This is a genomic window from Thermobacillus composti KWC4, from assembly GCF_000227705.2.
In the GTDB taxonomy this organism is placed as follows: Bacteria; Bacillota; Bacilli; order Paenibacillales; family Paenibacillaceae; genus Thermobacillus; species Thermobacillus xylanilyticus.
The window spans coordinates 438561-455019 of the sequence record NC_019897.1 but is presented as its reverse complement, the minus strand read 5'-3'; the positions used below and the strand labels follow the sequence as shown (position 1 = coordinate 455019).

The window sequence follows — 16459 nt, the reverse complement described above, 5'->3', positions numbered from 1 at the left end:
AAACGCTTACATTCACGAGTATAGGACTGCGGCCCCGCCCGCGAACATCCTTGAATTTTGTGATAATATCCAATTTTTTTGTCGGCCGTCAGTATTGCTTCAGTATTGCTCGAGCTCGTAAACCTCCTGAATCCGCCGGGCCAATTCTTCGGGCTCGAGCTTCGAGCCCGGCGTCAGCAGTTCCTGCAGTCCCTCGTTGAGCGTCTGCACGACGATGGGCTGCAGCCGCACGTCATAGACGGGCGTCATGTCCACTTTCTCCAGCAGGTCCAGGTATTCCGCGAACAGCGCGGGCGCCTGTTTGCGGTCGTAGCTGGTCACGCGGGACACGGAGATGTCGCCCAGCTCCGCCAGCATGCCCGCGGCTTTCTCGCCCGTGAGCCATTTCACGAGCCGGACCGCCGCATTCAGTTTTTCCCCCCTCAGATTGGCGTTGAGCGCCAGCGCCCACCCCGATCCGCCCGAGACCGCGTCCGGCTTGCCCCGGCCTCCGGGCACCGCCGGCAGAATGGCCAGACGGGTCTGATCCAGGACCGGTTTCTGCGCGTCGGCGACGACGGACGAGATCGCCCAGCCGCCCTCCAGGAACATGGCCGCCTGTCCGACGTAATAGGCCGTCCGCTGTTGATTGTTGTTGAGGTTGTTGATGCTGGCGTTGAACGCCCCGATATCGGACAGTTCCCTGATCGCCTTGAGCGCGTTGACAAATTCCGGATCGGTAAATCTGGCGCCGCTGTTCTCTTTGAGCGACATGAACCAGTCCGTGCCGGTATGCCGGTCCGCCAGCGTGCTGAGCAGGCTGGAAACCGCCACCCACTGGTCCTTGTTGCCCATCACGATCGGCGTCGTCCCCAGTTCCTTGATTCTCTGCAGGGCGTCCACGAATTCGTCCCAGGTCCGGGGAAACTCGATATAACCGGCGCGCCTCAGAATCTCGCTGTTGTAGAACACGAGGGAAGAGACCGTCAGCTGGACCGGAACGCCCGCGATGACATCGCCGACCCGGAAATCTTCGAAGGCTTCGGGATGAAAACTGTCCCGCCACTCCGGATCCGTGTTCAGCACCCAGTCGACGGGCATGATAAGGCCGTTGTCCAGCAGCTTTTCGGCGTCCGAGCCGAGCATCATGAACACGTCCGGCAGCACGTTGCCGGCGGCAAGCGTCCGGATCTTCGTCTTCAGCGAGGCATTGTCAAGAATATCCTCGGAAATTTCGATATCCGGATTCTGCTGCTTGAACTGTTCCACCAGCTTCCGGTGAACGACATCGACGGCCGTCGTCGACGTCGCCGTCCAGGAATGCGCGAGCGTCAACGTGATTTTGGGAGACGGAGCGTCGCCCGGGAATTTGACTTCGAAACCGGCTTGCCGCGGAGAATCGGACGCGGCCCCGCAACCGGCCAGCAACCATGCCGAAATCGGCATGACGACCGCAAGAACTGCCGCAATCAGCCTCTGACGCATGACCGATCAACCTCTGCCATCGGCGTTGAAGGATTCGGACCGACGGTTCCGGTATTCCCGGGGGGAACAACCGGTATAGGTCCGGAAGATCGACGAGAAATACTTGTAATCCCTGAAACCGACCTTCTCCGCGATCTCATAGGTTCGCAGCCAGGTCGAGTCCAGCAGCCGCCTTGCCTCTTCGACACGGATCCGGTTCAGCCACCGCATGAAATTTTCGCCCATCTCTTCCTTGAACACTTTGCTCAGATGGGCCGGCGTCACGCAGACGTGCTCGGCCGTCTCGGACAGTCCGATCGGTTCGCCGTAATGGGTCATGGCGTAGCGAACCGCCTCTTTCACCAGCCGGGAGTGAACCTTCGCTTCTTCCGCCGACGCGCCGGGGCTGTCCGTTTCGCGGCACGCGCCGCACGACAGGGCGCCAAGCGCGTCTTCGTAAGAATCGGCGATCTGGGTCAGCGTGTGTACGGAACGACCGGGCCGGACCGAGACGGGCAGTCTCAGGTTAGTCGACAGATTGGTCCGCACGGCTTCGCAGACGTCCCCGACCGGCGTTTCCGGCCGGAGGTTGATCAGGCCGATCACGGTGTTCGGCTCCGCGTAACTGACGAATCCGGGAAAACGGGCGAGCAGCGTCTCTTCCACGATGTTGAGAAAGGCAAACGCCATCGCTTCCTGTTCCTTCCTGGTCATGTGCTCCGCGAACAGCCGGTTCCCGTCCGCCTTCACGACCAGCACCCGGTAGGCCGGTCCGTCGAGCGGAATCCGCAGCGTCGCCGCCTGCTCCCGGATCTCCCCGGCATCCGCCCGCCGGTCGAGCAGCTTGTGCATCAGCTTCGATTTCATGTGCGGAAGCTGCTCGTTGAACAGCATGTTCCGGATTAATTCCCGCTGCCTCGTCAGCCGCTTGTGTCTCTCCCGATCGCGGTATTCGACGAGGAGCTCGACCAGCTTTTCGGCCTGGACCGGTTTGAGCAGATAATGGCGAATGCCGAGCGACATCGCTTCCTTCGCATATTGAAAATCTTCATATCCGCTCAGCAGAATCAACTCGATGTCCGGATATTCGGACTTGACCGCCCTGGCCAGTTCGATTCCCGTCATCACGGGCATCCGGATGTCCGCCAGAATCAGATGGACGGGGTGGCTCTGCAGCTTGATCAGCGCTTCCTTGCCATTGCGCGCCTCCGCCGTGATCGCGATGCCGTGGCTCGGCCAGTCGATCGAGGTCATGATGCCTCTGCGCACGATGATTTCGTCGTCCACCACCATCACTTTATACATCTTGCACCGATCCTTTCTCGTAGGGTTGCCTGATCGTCACGGTGGTTCCTTCGCCCGGCGCGCTCTCGAACGTCACGCCGTAGCGGGCGCCGTAATTCAGCTTGAGCCGGTCATGGATATTCTTCAGCCCGAGTCCACGCTGGTCCTTCGCCGGTTGGTCCAGCACCGCCTGTATGGCCGCCGCGTCGGCGCCGACCCCGTCGTCGCGCACCTGGTAGACGAGATCGTCGCCGTCCCGGAACACGCGAATGTCGATCCGGCCGCTCGCGCCCTTCGGCTCGATGCCGTGGCGGATCGCGTTTTCCACCACCGGCTGCAGCACCATCTTCGTTACCTTGCAATCCAGCGTATCCTGCTCGACCGATACCGAGAAGACGATCACCTCTTCGTAGCGCTTCTGCTGGATCTGAATGTAGTAGTGAATATGCTCGATCTCCTTCCCGACCGTCGTGAACCGGCTCCCCCTGTTCAGGCCGATCCGGAACAGCTGCGACAGGGCGCTCACCATGGAAGCCGTCTCGAACGCCTTCTCCATCCGGCTCATCCAGTAGATGAGATCCAGCGTGTTGTACAGGAAATGCGGGTTGATCTGCTCTTCGAGCGCCTTCAGTTCCGCATCCTTCTGCTTGATCCTGGACACGTGGACTTCGTTGATCAATTCGTTCAGCCGCTGGGACATCCGGTTGAAGCTGCGGGTCAGCAGGGCGATTTCGTCGTTGCCTCGCACCTTCATCTCCTGGAACTGTTCCCGCTCCACGTGCTTCATCAGGATGCGAAGCTGCTTGAGCGGCTCGAGCACGCGGTATCCGAAGAGCAGGATGAATCCGAAGCAGACGGCCAGACTGGCCGCGATGGAATAGACGGTGACCTGTTTGATGACCTCGCCGGGCTTCGAAATCTGCTCATAGGGCGTCAGTTCGACGATGTACCAGTCCTGCGCCTCCATCCGGTAGAAGACGCCGAGGTAATCCCGGCCGTCAACGCTTGTATTGAACGTTCCTTCCGGTTGGCCATCCATGTCCGACGGCAACGGAAACGACCCGATCTTTCTCCCGATCTCTTCGTCCGACAGCGACGACAGGACGACCTTGTCCCGGTCGATCAGGTAGAAGAGGCTCTGATCCTGCGCCTTCGTCCTGTACAATTCGCGTATGCTGCTTTCGAGAAGGTTGATTTTCAGGATGCCCAGGGAGCGGCTGATATTGTGGATGTCCCGGATGTCGCGGATCATGGTGATGACGTTCACTTCTTTGCCCTGCACGAACACGATGTCGAAATACCAGCTGTCCCTGCCCCTCAGGTCCTTCGCGCGGATCAGCCTGTCGCCGGGAACGCGGTTGACCACGCCCCGATTGTCGATCCCCGTCTCGCTCAAATCCTGGATGTAAATGGAATAGATATAATTCTTGTTGAAGGCCTGTTCGTTCATGATGGAGAGGATCCGCGCGTAATACTGCTGCCTCGCCTCGGCATCGGGGGCCGAAAGATAGGCGATCACTTCGCTGTTCTGAATCAGGTTGAGCGAGATGGTGTTGACTTCGTTGATGATCATGTCCAGCGTGTTGGAGAATTGCTTCGCGTTGGCCAGATTCAGCTCGATGGCCTGGTTGCGGACGACTTTTCCCGCCTCGAAATAGGAGAAACCGCTTACAATCAGAATGGGACACACCGTCAGAATCACGGCGAAGACCATGATTTTGGTGCGTATGCCGACAAAACGTCTGTTTGCCATGTCACAACACCGTCGCTGCCCGGTTTGAAAAGCAATCCGGCCGAAATGTAACCGCTTACAGAAATACAGGATCTGGAATACATTCCAACAAAAAAGCTGCCTTTCGGCGTTCTTGTAAGATCAAACATAATCGATCGTGCGCGTTAAGGCAATATAAAATCACCGGAAACGCAAAAACGGTTACAATCCCGAGTAGTGGTGTAAAAATGATGGCGGTCACTTGACAAAAGGGAAGCCATCGTGTGGATTCTACTATAGAGACATCAATCAACATAGTAGGAGGTCTCACACGATGGCTTCTATAGATAGAATCGCACTTTTGGAGCTTTTGCGCAAGTGTGGTGCTGATGGCAATGTCGACTTTTTGAAAGAAGCTCTTCAGGTGTTGGTTCAATCCCTCATGGAGGCGGAGGTCTCCGCGAAAATCGGCGCAGAACGTTATGAGCGCAACGAAGGACGAACTACCTATCGCAACGGGTACCGGGAACGTGATTGGGATACCCGGGTAGGAACGCTGAAACTGCGGATCCCCAAGTTGAGACAAGGAAGTTACTTCCCCAGTTTGCTGGAACCGCGTCGGCGTGCGGAAAAAGCCCTCTTGGCCGTGGTTCAGGAGGCGTATGTCCACGGCGTGAGTACGCGTAAAGTGGACGAACTCGTCGAAGCACTGGGCATGCAGGGCATCAGCAAAAGTGAGGTTTCGCGCATCTGCAAAGAATTGGACGAGGTGGTTCTGGCTTTCAAGGAACGACCGCTGGATGCGGCCTACCCCTATGTCTGGTTGGATGCGACGTTCCCCAAAGTACGCGAAGGCGGACGGGTATGCAACATGGCGTTGGTCCTGGCGATCGGCGTTCGCGCGGATCTCCGGCCGCGCGCCGACCAGAACCGTCTCCATCGGCAGCCTCCACTCCGCCCGGTCGCCGTCCGCCCACTCCCGCTCCACGACCGCGTAGCCTTTTTCCATCCGGTACGGGCAGGCTTCCCCGTTCACCGCGAGGACCGGTTCCGCCGTCTGGAACCAGTCCGGCACGCGCAGCGCGAGCGCCAGCCGGACGGCGCCCCCGCCGGAGACGGACAGCCCGAACGTCACCGTGCCGTCCCACGGCAGCCCCGAGCGCTGGTGCAGCGTCACCTCGCGCCCCGCCGCGGCGAACCGCGCTTCGCTGCCGATGTACAGGTGCACATGCACCCTGCCCGCCGCTTCGTCGATGTCGTAGATGTAGTCGTCGAGCGATGCGAGCAGCCGCGCGACGTTCGGCGGGCAGCAGGAGCAGCCAAACCATTTCTGGCGGATGGGCTTCACGTGGCGGCGGTCCGGGTTCTTGAGGCTCGCCTCCGGCCACACCTCCAGCGGGTTGACGTAGAAGAAATGCTTCCCGTCCCGCGCCATGCCGGCGAGCACCGTGTTGTAGAGCGCCCGCTCCATCACGTCGGCGTACTCGCTCCGCGCCTCGAGCCGCAGCATCCGCCGCGCCCAGAAGATCAGCACGATCGACGCGCACGTCTCCGCGTACGCGAGATCGTTCGGCAGATCGTTATCGAACGTGAACGCCTCGCCGTTGTGCGTCGACCCGATGCCGCCCGTGATGTACATCCGCTTCTTCGTCGCGTTGAACCAGAGCCGCCCGCACGCCTCGCGCAGGCCGGAATCGCCGGTCAACCGGGCGAGATCGGCCATCGCGCTGTACAGATACACGGCGCGCACCGCGTGGCCGACCGCCGCCGTCTGCTCGCGCACGGGCAGATGGGCCTGGTTGTACTCGAGATTCGGCTTGCCCGAACCCCAGATCGGCGGCCGCCCCCGCTTCCACTCCTCCAGAAAATAGTTCGGCTCCTTCCCGCGCTCGTCCACGAAAAACTTCGCCAGCCAGAGATACCCCTCTTCGCCCGTCGCGCCGTAAAGTCTCACGAGCGCCAGCTCGACCTCCGGATGCCCGCAGCAGCCGCGCAATTGCCCCTTGCCGGGTCCGAACACGCGGTCGATGTGATCGGCGAACCGGCACGCGATGTCGAGCAGCCGACGCTTGCCCGTCGCTTCATGACAGGCAACCGCCGCCTCGAACAGATGCCCCGCGCAGTACAACTCGTGCGCCTCGTACAGATTCTTCCATCGGTTGTCCGGTTCCTTGATCGTATAGTACGTGTTGATGTAGCCGTCCTCGTGCTGGGCCTGTCCGATCAGTTCGATCGCCTCGTCCATCGTCCGCTCCAGTTCGGGATTCGGCCTGAAGCGGAGCGAGTACGCCGCGGCCTCCAGCCATTTGTACAGGTCGCTGTCCTGGAACACGAACCCGTGGAACTCGCCTTCCTCGAGCCCGGCCGCGATGCGGAAGTTGCGGATCGCGCGGCTCGGCTCCGCCCCTTCGATCCGGTCGTTCAGCGCCTCCCATTGATACGGAATGACCGTGTCCGTCACGAGGTCCTGATAGCCGCTCCAGAAATCGTCGCGTATGCGAATGTCCGGTTTGCCCATGCCGTTCCCGCCTTCCCGGTTCTGATACGATTTGACCCTTCACACAGGCGAGTATATGCGGTAATGTGGGGATGGACCAGTGAAGGATTGCGCTTTTTCCTATAAAAAATGAGACTTGTATCGTCGGGGAGGCAGACCATGCGCGAAACCGTCTGCATCGAGCTGACGGCGCCGCCGCTTCCGTACTGTCTGGAGTCGGGGCTCGCGGTGTTCCGGCCCGGGGACCGGCATCCGAACCGCGCCGACTTCGGCGTGTTCGATCTGCTCATCGGCGTGTCCGGGACGCTTCATATCGGGGAGAACGGGCGGGAATGGAGCCTGCGCGAAGGGGAGGCGCTGATTCTTTTGCCCCGGGGGCATCATTACGCGGTAAGGCCGTGCGGGGAAGAGACGACTTTCTGGTGGGTGCATTTCGAGCATCCGGATTGGCGCGAGACGGCCGGTACGGCCGATGGCGTTGAGTCCTTGCATGTGTCCCCCTTCAACCGGCCGAGGGTGATCCGGCTGCCGAAATATGCGCGCCTGCCCGATCCGCGACCCGCATTCGACCGGATGCGGCGGCTTGCGGACATGCCGATCGGCGAGGGGTTCTGGGAGAAGCAGCAGCTCCTGATTCAACTGCTCGCCCTGCTCGAACAGGGGCAGGCCGGGTCCGCCGGGACGCCGGCCACGCGCGTCGCCGGGCGCGCCGCCCTCTTCCTCCAACAGCATTAACGGGAAAACATCACAAACGAGACGCTTGGCGAACGGCTGCACTACCATCCCAGCTACATCGTCCGCTGCATGAAGAAGGTATATGCATGTGGACGAAGAGCCGAACATGCTGTACCGGCCGTCCGTCGATGTCACGCTGAACTCGGCGGCGCCGATCTACCGGAACCGGATGCTGGCCGTCGTGCTGACCGGCATGGGCCAGGACGGACTCGAGGGGTGCCGCCGGGTGAAGGCGCACGGCGGCCTCGTGCTGACGGAGGCGGAGGAATCGTGCGTCGTATACGGCATGCCGAAGGTCGTGCACGAGGCGGGGCTCTCGGACGCGCAGGCGGCGCTGCCCGCCATGTTCTCCAGCATTATGTCGTTCTTGTAATGGTGTGAGAGGAGGGTTCGCGTGCCGGATCGATTCGGTGAGGCAGCCTTCAAGGAGCGGTCCGGAAGCGGCGAAACCGGCCGGACTCCGGCCGCCGGCGCCGGGCCGTCGGTCGACGCCGGGCCGCCGGCCGACGCCGGACGGACCGCGGAAACCGGACCGGCCACCTTGTAGCCGAGCAAATATTCATCGTACCCCGCCAGCAGCGCGACATCGGGCGGTCCCTCGCTGTCCGCTCCGTCTCCGCCCGACCAGTATGCCGTTCCGCCGATCGTCTCGCAAAAAAGCACGCCGTCCGCGTCCGCCGCGGCCTTTTTCGCCTCCGTGACCGTAAGCTCCGACCACCAGCAGAAGTCATGCAAAGTCGCCGGACCGTGTCCCGTAAAATACCGGATCGCAAGCTCCCGCATCGCTTCTTCTCCGGACAGTTCGCGCGGATTCGGCGCCCAGTCCTCCAGCAGCACGAACGTCTGCTGCCTGCCCTCAAGGGGCCCGGGGCAGATCAGCCCGGCATGGGCCAACATCCACAGGATGTGGTAGCCGCGCTGCTGCCTGGTGCTGATCCCCGCCTGTTCCAGCAGCTCCGTCAATTCGGCGCGGGTCATCCGCTGCCGATCCTTCAGCGCGCCCTCGATCAGCCTGCCGCATTGCGCGATCAGCCGTTCGTCAATCTCCAGCTGCCGCTGTCTGCGCCGGTCGCGGGCGAGCACGCGGGGAGCGGACAGCCGGACCATCCAGCGCGCGTCTTCGGCGGGCACCGCATGCAGCGTGCCGCGCAAAGCCCAGGTGAGCACGATGCGCCGATCGGCGATGGCCCGCTCGACATCGGCCAGAGTCGCGCTTTCCGTGCGCAGGCCGATCGCCCATGTCGCCTGCGCGTAATCCTGCGCCTGCAGGGCGCCGAGCCGGCGGACGACGTCGGCGGGCGTCTCCGTTTTGGGACCGCTGATGAGCAGATTCCGCATCCTGCGGAAGGCGATGGCGGCATCGGGCATTTGGTTCACCTCACTCCGGCAGTTCACGATATGTGAAATAGTCGAAGTCCGCATGTTTTCCCTGTCCGCTCAGGTCCTGCACGCAGATCCCCAGGAAGGCGCCCGTGAAGCCTTGGTCGATCAGGCGGCCTTCGATCTTCGCTTCCACGTTCTCGTCGGAAATGACACTCGCGTCCAGTTCCGGCCCGATCGGCGTCCAGTCCTTCCCGTCCCGCGAATAGAGGAACTGCAGCCGGTCGTAATGGAGCGACGCTTTCAGGTGGACGCGATCCCACCCGTCAACGGACACCTGCCGCTCCAGCGGTTCGTCGTACAGGCCGCGGTCGCTGCACATGATGTTCAGGCATTTGCCCAATTGCTCGTCGCGGCTGATGTACAGGTAGTAGTAGTTGCGCGTGTTGTAATAATGGATGAGGCCCGCCAGCTGCTGGAACGTGTCCGGCTCGAACTCGACCGCCGTCTCCGCTTCCGCATCGAACGCTTGCTGCCGGCGCGCGATCAGGCTTTGCCGATGCTTGGAAGACAGCGACTCCCGCCCTTTCAGCCGCAAGTATCCCGGCCGCGCGGTCAGCGACGCCCACTGCTCGTCGAGCGGCTCGCGCAGCGTCTGGAAGTGGATGGAGATCCGCTCTCCGTCGAAATGGTCCGTCTCCGGCTCGGGCGGGAACGGATGGTCCGGCAGGTCGGGCGCGGGCACGACCGCCTTCGGGCTGTTCCCGCCGCCGGCCGGGCGCAGCCAGCCGTCCTCCGTCCATTCCACGGGCAGCAGCGCCGTCTCCCGGCCGAGAATGCAGCGCTCCGACGGGCGGAGCGGCCGGCCGCACAGGTAGGCGAAGTACCATTCGCCGGTCTGCGTCTCGACGAGGCTCGCGTGCCCGGCCCGCTGCAGCTCGAGGTCGGGGTTGTCCGCGGCGGTCAGGACGGGATTTTCGGGATCGACCTCGTACGGGCCGAAGAGCGAACGCGACCGCGCCACCGTCACCGCGTGGTTGAACCGCGTGCCGCCTTCCGCCGTGACGAGGTAATACCAGCCGTCGCGCTTGTAGAGATGCGGCCCTTCCGTCAGTCCCAGCGGCGTGCCGCGGAAAATGTTGCGGATCGGTCCCACGAGGCGCTTTTGTTCCGGCGAGTACTCCTGCAGCGCGATTCCGGCGAATTTGTTTTTGCCCTTGCGGTAGTCCCAGATCATGTTGACCAGCCACTTGCGGCCGTCGTCGTCATGGAACAGGGACGGGTCGAACCCGCTGCTGTTCAGGTAGATCGGCTCGGACCACGGCCCTTCGATGCTCGGGGCGGTCACCAGATAATTGTGGGTGTCCTTGAACGGGCCGACGTGGCTCTTCACATCCGTGAATACGAGGTAGAACAGGCCGTCGGCGTAGCTCAGGCAAGGCGCCCAGATGCCGCCGGAGTCGGGATTGCCGAGCATGTCAAGCTGGCTCCGGCGCTCGAGCGGCCGGGCGGCCAGGCGCCAGTGGCGCAGGTCGCGGGAGTGGTGGATCTGCACGCCGGGGAACCACTCGAACGTGGAGGTCGCGATGTAATAGTCGTCCCCCACCCGCAGGATGGACGGGTCCGGGTTGAAGCCGCGCAGCACGGGGTTGTGGATCGTTTTCATGACGATCGTCCTCCTTGGGATAGGATTGCCGGTCCGGGCCTGACGGGATCGCGGGTGGCGCGCGCTTGCGCCAGCGGTCTTCAGGACCGTTGGCACAGGGGCGCGGGCCCCCGTCATGACCGCTTACGGTTTCCCGGACCGTTATCTCCGGCTCACGGCCCGCCGCTCCCCCTCCAACGGTTCACCGCATCGCCGGCAAGTCCGACGAATGTATTAAATTGATGGTTTACAACCCGCTCCTTTCCAGCGTACTATAATAAGCAGAGATCGTCAAACTGCGTTCTATATTATCAAACATAATTGGCCGTATCCCACACCCTCGGAAAGGAGTTGCGACCGCCATGCCGATCATCCAGGCGCTGGACCGGGCGCTGCGCATTCTCGACCTGTTCGACGAGCACACCCCCGAGCTGAAACTGACCGAGATCAGCGCGCGCATGCAGCTGCACAAAAGCACCGCGCACGCGCTGCTGCGAACGCTGCAAATCCACGGCTACATCGAGCAGGACGAGGAGAGCGGCAAGTACCGGCTCGGCCTTCGCTTGCTGGAAAAAGGACAGATGCTGCTGCAAAATCTCGACATCCGCAACGTAGCCAGACCGCATTTGCAAGCCCTTTCGGACGCGACCGGGCAGACGGCGCATCTGCTCATTCTGGACGGCCGGGAGGGGGTGTACATCGACAAGGTGGAAGGGGCGCAGGCGGCCATCCGCTATTCCCGCATCGGCCGCCGGGTGCCGCTGCACAGCAGCGCCAGCGGCAAGGTGCTGGCCGCCTTCCAGCCGCCGGACGCGCTGGAGCGTCTGCTGGCCGGCTACAGCTACGTGCGGCACACGCCGAATACCATCGATTCCGAAGCGATGTTCCGCCGGGAGCTGGATGAGGTTCGAAAGAACGGCTGCGCCTTCGACCGGGAAGAGAATGAACCCGGCGTCCTGTGCATCGCGGCGCCGATCTTCGGCCATGACGGGCAGGTGCTTGCCGCCATGAGCCTGTCGTGCATGACCGCGCGGGTGGACGAGGCGGAGGCGCAGCGGCTGGCGGAACGGGTGCGGAAGACGACGGCGGAGATTTCGGCCCGCCTCGGGCACCGCTGACGGAGAGCTGCACCCCCTCAAAAAAGATGATTTGAATGGAGTGAACCAGATGCGCATTATTCGTTACATCGGGGACGACGGAGCTGCGCGCCTCGCGGCGGTGACCGACGAGGAGCAGGCTTTCCCGCTCCGGTCGCCGGATTTCATGGCGCTGGTGCGGGAAGCGGACGAGGCGGGGATCACGCCGCTGGAAGCGGTGCGCCGTCAGATCGCGGGCGCACAGCCGCTGCCCGGCGACTGGCGCGAGTTGAACCTGCTGACGCCGGTGGATGCGCCCGAGGTGTGGGCGGCCGGCGTCACTTATGAGCGCAGCAAAGAAGCGCGCAACGAGGAGTCGAAGGGCGCCGCAACCGGCGACGAAACGTTCTACGACAAGGTGTACCGGGCCGAGCGGCCGGAGATTTTCTTCAAGTCGACGAGCGCCCGCACGGCGCGGCCGGGCACACCCGTCTGCATCCGCAGCGACTCGGACTGGCAGGTGCCCGAGCCGGAACTCGGCATCGTGCTGGACCGCGGCGGCCGCATCCTCGGCTACACGGTCGGCAACGACATGAGCTGCCGCGACATCGAGGGCGAGAACCCGCTCTATCTGCCGCAGGCGAAAATCTGGCGCCGCTCCTGTTCCATCGGTCCGGCGATCCGGCTGGCCGAAACCGTGCCGAATCCGTATGACCTGACGATCACCTGCCGCATCTATCGGGACGGTCAATTGGCGGTGAACGAGACGGCCAATACGGGGCAGCTCCGGCGGAAGCTGGACGAACTGGCGTCCTTCCTCGTGCGGGACAACGTCGTGTTCGACGGCACCGTGCTGCTGACCGGCACCTGCATCGTGCCGCCCGACCGGTTCACGCTGCAGCCCGGCGACCGCATCGAGATCGACATTTCCGGCATCGGCACCCTGATCAACCCTGTCGCGGCGGCGGACGCCGCAATCCAGGATTAAGTCTCACAATCGGGAGGAATCATCAATGGCTAATGCCCCTGTTTTCCAAAACTACATCAACGGCGAATGGCGCGGCTCTTCCACCGGGGACACCGTCGCCAGCGTGAATCCGGCCAATCGCCATGACATTGTCGGCCTCGTGCCGAATTCGAGCCGGGATGACCTCGAGAGCGCCGTGGCCGCGGCGGATGCGGCCCGTACGTCGTGGCGCAAGCTGGCGGGACCGGCGCGCGGCCAGCTGCTGTACAAGGCCGCGGACATTCTCGAAAGCCGGATCGACGACATCGCCGAGACGATGACGCGCGAGATGGGCAAAACGTTCGGCGAAGCGAAGGGCGAAACCGCGCGCGGCGTGGCCCTGCTCCGCTATTACGCCGGCGAAGGCATGCGCAAGGTCGGCGACGTCATCCCGGCCACCGACGCCTCGGCGCTCATGTTCACGACGCGCGTGCCGCTCGGCGTCGTCGGCGTCATCACGCCGTGGAACTTCCCCGTCGCCATTCCGGTATGGAAAATCGCCCCCGCCCTCGTCTACGGCAACACGGTCGTCTGGAAACCGGCGACGGAAACGGCGGTTACCGCGGCCAAGGTGGCGGCCTGCTTCCATGACGCCGGGCTGCCGGCGGGCGTGCTGAACCTCGTGATCGGCAGCGGCTCGGTCATCGGCCAGGGCATTGCCGACCACCCCGGCATCCATGGCGTCACATTCACCGGCTCGAACGCGGTCGGCAAGCGCATCGCCCAGGCGGCGCTCGCCCGCGGCGCGAAATACCAGCTCGAGATGGGCGGCAAAAACCCGGTCATCGTCCTGAAGGACGCCGATCTGGAGCTCGCGGTGAACGCGACGATCAGCGGCGGCCTCCGCTCGACCGGCCAGAAATGCACGGCCACGAGCCGCGTCATCGTGGAGAAGGAACTTTTCCCGGCCTTCCGGGAGAAGCTGCTGGAGAAGATCGCCGCGCTCAAAGTCGGGGACGGCATGGAGGCGTCGACCTGGCTCGGCCCGTGCGCGAGCGAGAGCCAGATGGAGACGGTGCTCGGCTACATCCGCAAGGGTGTCGAAGAAGGCGCCGAACTCTTGTGCGGGGGCGAACGGCTGCAGGAAGGCAAAATGGCGGACGGCTTCTTCGTGGCGCCGACCGTTTTTGACCGGGTGACGCCCGAGATGACGATCTTCCGGGAAGAGATTTTCGGGCCGGTGCTGGCGCTGGTGCAGGCGGAAAATTTGGAAGAAGCGCTCCGCCTCGCCAACGATTCGGAGTACGGCCTCAGCGCATCCATTTTCACGCGGGACATCGGCAGCATCCTGACCTTCATTCAAGACATGGACGCCGGGCTCGTGCGGGTGAACGAGGAGACGGCCGGCGTCGAACTGCAGGCGCCGTTCGGCGGCATGAAGAGCTCCAGCTCGCATTCGCGCGAACAGGGCACGGCCGCGATCGAGTTCTATACCGCCATCAAGACCGTGTTCGTGAAGGGTTGAGGAGCGACCGCCATGTCTTCCGTTCTGGAAAAAATCCTCGGCCGCCCGGACGACGACGACTATCGCATCGACACGCACGCGCCCGGTCCGGACGGATCACTGCCGCTGACGCCGGAGATGCTGCGCGAGAGCCCGAGCGGCGACCTGTTCGGCTGGTCGCAGAACGTCGGCATGGGCTGGGACCCCGCCCGGCTGCTCGGCCCGCAGGTGCTCATCCTCGGCACGCAGGGCGGCATCCGCGATGAGGACGGCCGGCCGGTGGCGCTCGGCTACCATACCGGCCACTGGGAGGTCGGCCTGCTGATGCGGGAAGCCGCGGAAGAAGTGGCCGGCCTGGGCGGCGTACCGTTCGCCGGGTACGTCAGCGACCCGTGCGACGGCCGCTCGCAGGGCACGACCGGCATGTTCGACTCGCTGCCGTACCGCAACGACGCGGCGATCGTCATCCGCCGGCTCATCCGCTCGCTGCCGACCCGGCGGGCGGTGCTCGGCGTCGCCACCTGCGACAAGGGGCTGCCGGCGATGATGCTCGGCTTGGCCGGCACACGGAATCTGCCGTCCGTCATCGTGCCCGGCGGGGTCACGCTGCCGCCGACGCGCGGAGAGGACGCCGGCAAAATCCAGACGATCGGCGTCCGGTTCGCGCGCGGCGAGCTCTCGCTGGAAGAGGCGGCCGACCTCGGCTGCCGGGCGTGCGCCACGCCGGGCGGCGGTTGCCAGTTCCTCGGCACCGCCGCGACCGCGCAGGTGGTCGCCGAGGCGCTCGGCCTGACGGTGCCGCACGCGGCGCTCGCCCCTTCGGGGCAGCGGGTCTGGGCGCAGATGGCGCGCCAATCCGCCCGCGCGGCGCTGCACATGGCGGAGAGCGGCCTGACCACGGGCCGCATCCTGACCGACGCGTCCATCCGCAACGCGATGGTCGTGCACGCCGCGTTCGGCGGCTCCACGAACCTGCTGCTGCACGTGCCCGCGATCGCGCACGCGGCCGGCCTGCGCGTGCCGGACGTCACCGACTGGACCGCGGTGAACCGGTCCGTGCCGCGCCTGGTCAGCGCGCTGCCGAACGGGCCGGTCCCCCACCCGACCGTGCGCGTCTTTCTGGCGGGCGGCGTGCCGGAGGTGATGCTCCATCTGCGGCGGCTCGGCCTGCTCGATGAGACCGTCCTGACGGTGACCGGCGAGACGCTCGGCGCCGTGCTGGACTGGTGGGAATCGTCCGAGCGGCGCCATCGGATGCGGCAGCACCTGCTGGAGCGGGACGGCGTCGACCCGGACACGGTCATCTATCCGCCGGAGAAGGCAAGTGCCGCCGGCCTGACGTCGACCGTCACCTTCCCGGTTGGCAACATCGCGCCGGAAGGCTCGGTCGTCAAGTCGGCGGCGATCGATCCGGCGCTGGTGGACGAGGACGGCGTGTACCGGCACGTGGGCCGGGCGAAGGTGTTCACCTCGGAACGGGCGGCGATCCGCGCGATCAAGGAAGGCCGCATCGTCGGCGGCGACATCCTCGTGCTGATCGGCTGCGGGCCGTCGGGCACCGGCATGGAGGAGACGTATCAGCTCACGTCGGCTTTGAAGCATTTGCCGTTCGACGGCAAGGTGTCGTTGCTCACCGACGCCCGGTTCTCCGGCGTGTCCACCGGCGCCTGCATCGGCCACATCGGACCGGAGGCGCTGGCGGGCGGACCGCTCGGGAAGGTGCGGGACGGCGACTGGATCGACATCCGCATCGACCTGAACCGGCTGGAAGGCCGCATTGACATGGTCGGCGACGGCGAAGCGCCGGCGACCCCCGCCGAGGGGACGAACATCTTGTCCGGGCGCGGGCCGCACCCGGACATGGCCAGCCATTCGCTGCTGCCGGACGACACGCGGCTGTGGGCCGCGCTGCAGGCGGCCAGCGGCGGCACGTGGCGCGGCTGCGTGTACGACGTCGACCGGATCATCAAGGTGCTGGAGGCGGGCGCGAAGGCGCTGGCCGCTGCCCGGGAAGACGGAGAATCGGCGAGCGCTGGCGGCACGGTGATTGCTGGCGGCAAGGAGAGCGCTGGCAGCGCATGAACCCGGACGACATGAAGTTCATGAACGTCTGCCATCCATGATAAAGGGCTGTCACTGACGGCATCTTATGCCGTTGGTGACGGCCCTTTCTGTGATTACCCAGACGTTCGCCCGACCGGAGCAAGTGCTAACGAAACTGCGACACGCTATTCCGCCCGAGGGTGCCTATTTCAGAATGCTATTTCAATCAGGTCATTCTCGCCCCCGCAAAGCCCG

Annotated in this window: 10 protein-coding genes and 3 pseudogenes; 7 read left to right on the top strand and 6 right to left on the bottom strand. The window is 64.0% G+C overall.

Features of this window, described 5'->3' with window-relative positions:
- Positions 1-99: 99 nt before the first annotated feature.
- From THECO_RS02130 to THECO_RS02120, 3 genes are read right to left on the bottom strand one after another with little or no spacing between them, the layout of a single operon-like run.
- Positions 100-1464 carry an ABC transporter substrate-binding protein gene (locus tag THECO_RS02130; protein WP_015253421.1) on the bottom strand — a complete coding sequence of 455 codons (1365 nt, stop codon included), beginning with the start codon at positions 1462-1464 and terminating at the stop codon, positions 100-102.
- Positions 1465-1470: 6 nt separating this feature from the next.
- On the bottom strand, positions 1471-2748 hold the full coding sequence (locus THECO_RS02125) for a response regulator (protein ID WP_015253420.1): 1278 nt from the start codon (positions 2746-2748) through the stop codon (positions 1471-1473).
- Positions 2741-4480, bottom strand: coding sequence for a sensor histidine kinase (locus THECO_RS02120; protein ID WP_015253419.1), 1740 nt, complete (start codon positions 4478-4480; stop codon positions 2741-2743). The genes THECO_RS02125 and THECO_RS02120 overlap by 8 nt, the downstream gene beginning before the upstream one ends.
- A 292-nt stretch (positions 4481-4772) precedes the next feature.
- On the opposite strand from THECO_RS02120, the pseudogene THECO_RS20910 reads away from it, so the two are divergent.
- A pseudogene (locus tag THECO_RS20910) lies at positions 4773-5336 on the top strand (IS256 family transposase); the annotation flags it as partial.
- Here the strand turns inward: THECO_RS20910 and THECO_RS02115 are convergent.
- A pseudogene (locus THECO_RS02115) lies at positions 5325-6956 on the bottom strand (glycoside hydrolase family 127 protein); the annotation flags it as partial. The pseudogenes THECO_RS20910 and THECO_RS02115 overlap by 12 nt on opposite strands.
- Positions 6957-7094: 138 nt before the next feature.
- Between THECO_RS02115 and THECO_RS02110 the strand changes: the two are divergent.
- Together THECO_RS02110 and THECO_RS22650 are read left to right on the top strand one after the other, a co-directional pair.
- A complete protein-coding gene (locus THECO_RS02110) occupies positions 7095-7670 on the top strand; it encodes a hypothetical protein (RefSeq protein ID WP_052835800.1) in 576 nt (191 codons plus the stop codon).
- Positions 7671-7752: 82 nt separating this feature from the next.
- Positions 7753-8043 carry a chemotaxis protein CheB gene (locus tag THECO_RS22650; protein ID WP_083883033.1) on the top strand — a complete coding sequence of 97 codons (291 nt, stop codon included), beginning with the start codon at positions 7753-7755 and terminating at the stop codon, positions 8041-8043.
- Between the two features lie 179 nt (positions 8044-8222).
- Here THECO_RS22650 and THECO_RS22645 read toward each other — a convergent pair.
- A pseudogene (locus THECO_RS22645) lies at positions 8223-9008 on the bottom strand (winged helix DNA-binding domain-containing protein); the annotation flags it as partial.
- A gap of 40 nt (positions 9009-9048) precedes the next feature.
- Positions 9049-10656: a glycoside hydrolase family 43 protein gene (locus THECO_RS02100; protein ID WP_015253416.1), complete on the bottom strand. Its 1608-nt coding sequence runs from the start codon at positions 10654-10656 to the stop codon at positions 9049-9051.
- A 341-nt stretch (positions 10657-10997) separates the two neighbouring features.
- Here THECO_RS02100 and THECO_RS02095 point away from each other — a divergent pair, with 341 nt between their 5' ends.
- Genes THECO_RS02095 through THECO_RS02080 form a run of 4 tightly spaced genes read left to right on the top strand, consistent with a single transcriptional unit; the run spans position 10998 to position 16243 of the window.
- Entirely contained in the window at positions 10998-11753 is a 756-nt protein-coding gene (locus THECO_RS02095) for an IclR family transcriptional regulator (protein WP_015253415.1), read from the top strand.
- A gap of 49 nt (positions 11754-11802) precedes the next feature.
- A complete protein-coding gene (locus tag THECO_RS02090; protein WP_015253414.1) occupies positions 11803-12699 on the top strand; it encodes a fumarylacetoacetate hydrolase family protein in 897 nt (298 codons plus the stop codon).
- A 25-nt stretch (positions 12700-12724) separates the two neighbouring features.
- On the top strand, positions 12725-14182 hold the full coding sequence (gene gucD, locus THECO_RS02085; protein WP_015253413.1) for an alpha-ketoglutaric semialdehyde dehydrogenase GucD: 1458 nt from the start codon (positions 12725-12727) through the stop codon (positions 14180-14182).
- A gap of 12 nt (positions 14183-14194) precedes the next feature.
- Positions 14195-16243 carry a YjhG/YagF family D-xylonate dehydratase gene (locus THECO_RS02080; RefSeq protein WP_015253412.1) on the top strand — a complete coding sequence of 683 codons (2049 nt, stop codon included), beginning with the start codon at positions 14195-14197 and terminating at the stop codon, positions 16241-16243.
- Positions 16244-16459 lie beyond the last annotated feature (216 nt).

What these genes read in the sequence shown, in the direction of transcription:
- THECO_RS02130 (WP_015253421.1), bottom strand. Translation starts at nt 1,464, where the DNA reads ATGCGTCAGAGGCTGATTGCGGCAGTTCTTGCGGTCGTCATGCCGATT.
- THECO_RS02125 (WP_015253420.1), bottom strand. Translation starts at nt 2,748, where the DNA reads ATGTATAAAGTGATGGTGGTGGACGACGAAATCATCGTGCGCAGAGGC.
- THECO_RS02120 (WP_015253419.1), bottom strand. Translation starts at nt 4,480, where the DNA reads ATGGCAAACAGACGTTTTGTCGGCATACGCACCAAAATCATGGTCTTC.
- THECO_RS02110 (WP_052835800.1), top strand. Translation starts at nt 7,095, where the DNA reads ATGCGCGAAACCGTCTGCATCGAGCTGACGGCGCCGCCGCTTCCGTAC.
- THECO_RS22650 (WP_083883033.1), top strand. Translation starts at nt 7,753, where the DNA reads ATGCATGTGGACGAAGAGCCGAACATGCTGTACCGGCCGTCCGTCGAT.
- THECO_RS02100 (WP_015253416.1), bottom strand. Translation starts at nt 10,656, where the DNA reads ATGAAAACGATCCACAACCCCGTGCTGCGCGGCTTCAACCCGGACCCG.
- THECO_RS02095 (WP_015253415.1), top strand. Translation starts at nt 10,998, where the DNA reads ATGCCGATCATCCAGGCGCTGGACCGGGCGCTGCGCATTCTCGACCTG.
- THECO_RS02090 (WP_015253414.1), top strand. Translation starts at nt 11,803, where the DNA reads ATGCGCATTATTCGTTACATCGGGGACGACGGAGCTGCGCGCCTCGCG.
- gucD (WP_015253413.1), top strand. Translation starts at nt 12,725, where the DNA reads ATGGCTAATGCCCCTGTTTTCCAAAACTACATCAACGGCGAATGGCGC.
- THECO_RS02080 (WP_015253412.1), top strand. Translation starts at nt 14,195, where the DNA reads ATGTCTTCCGTTCTGGAAAAAATCCTCGGCCGCCCGGACGACGACGAC.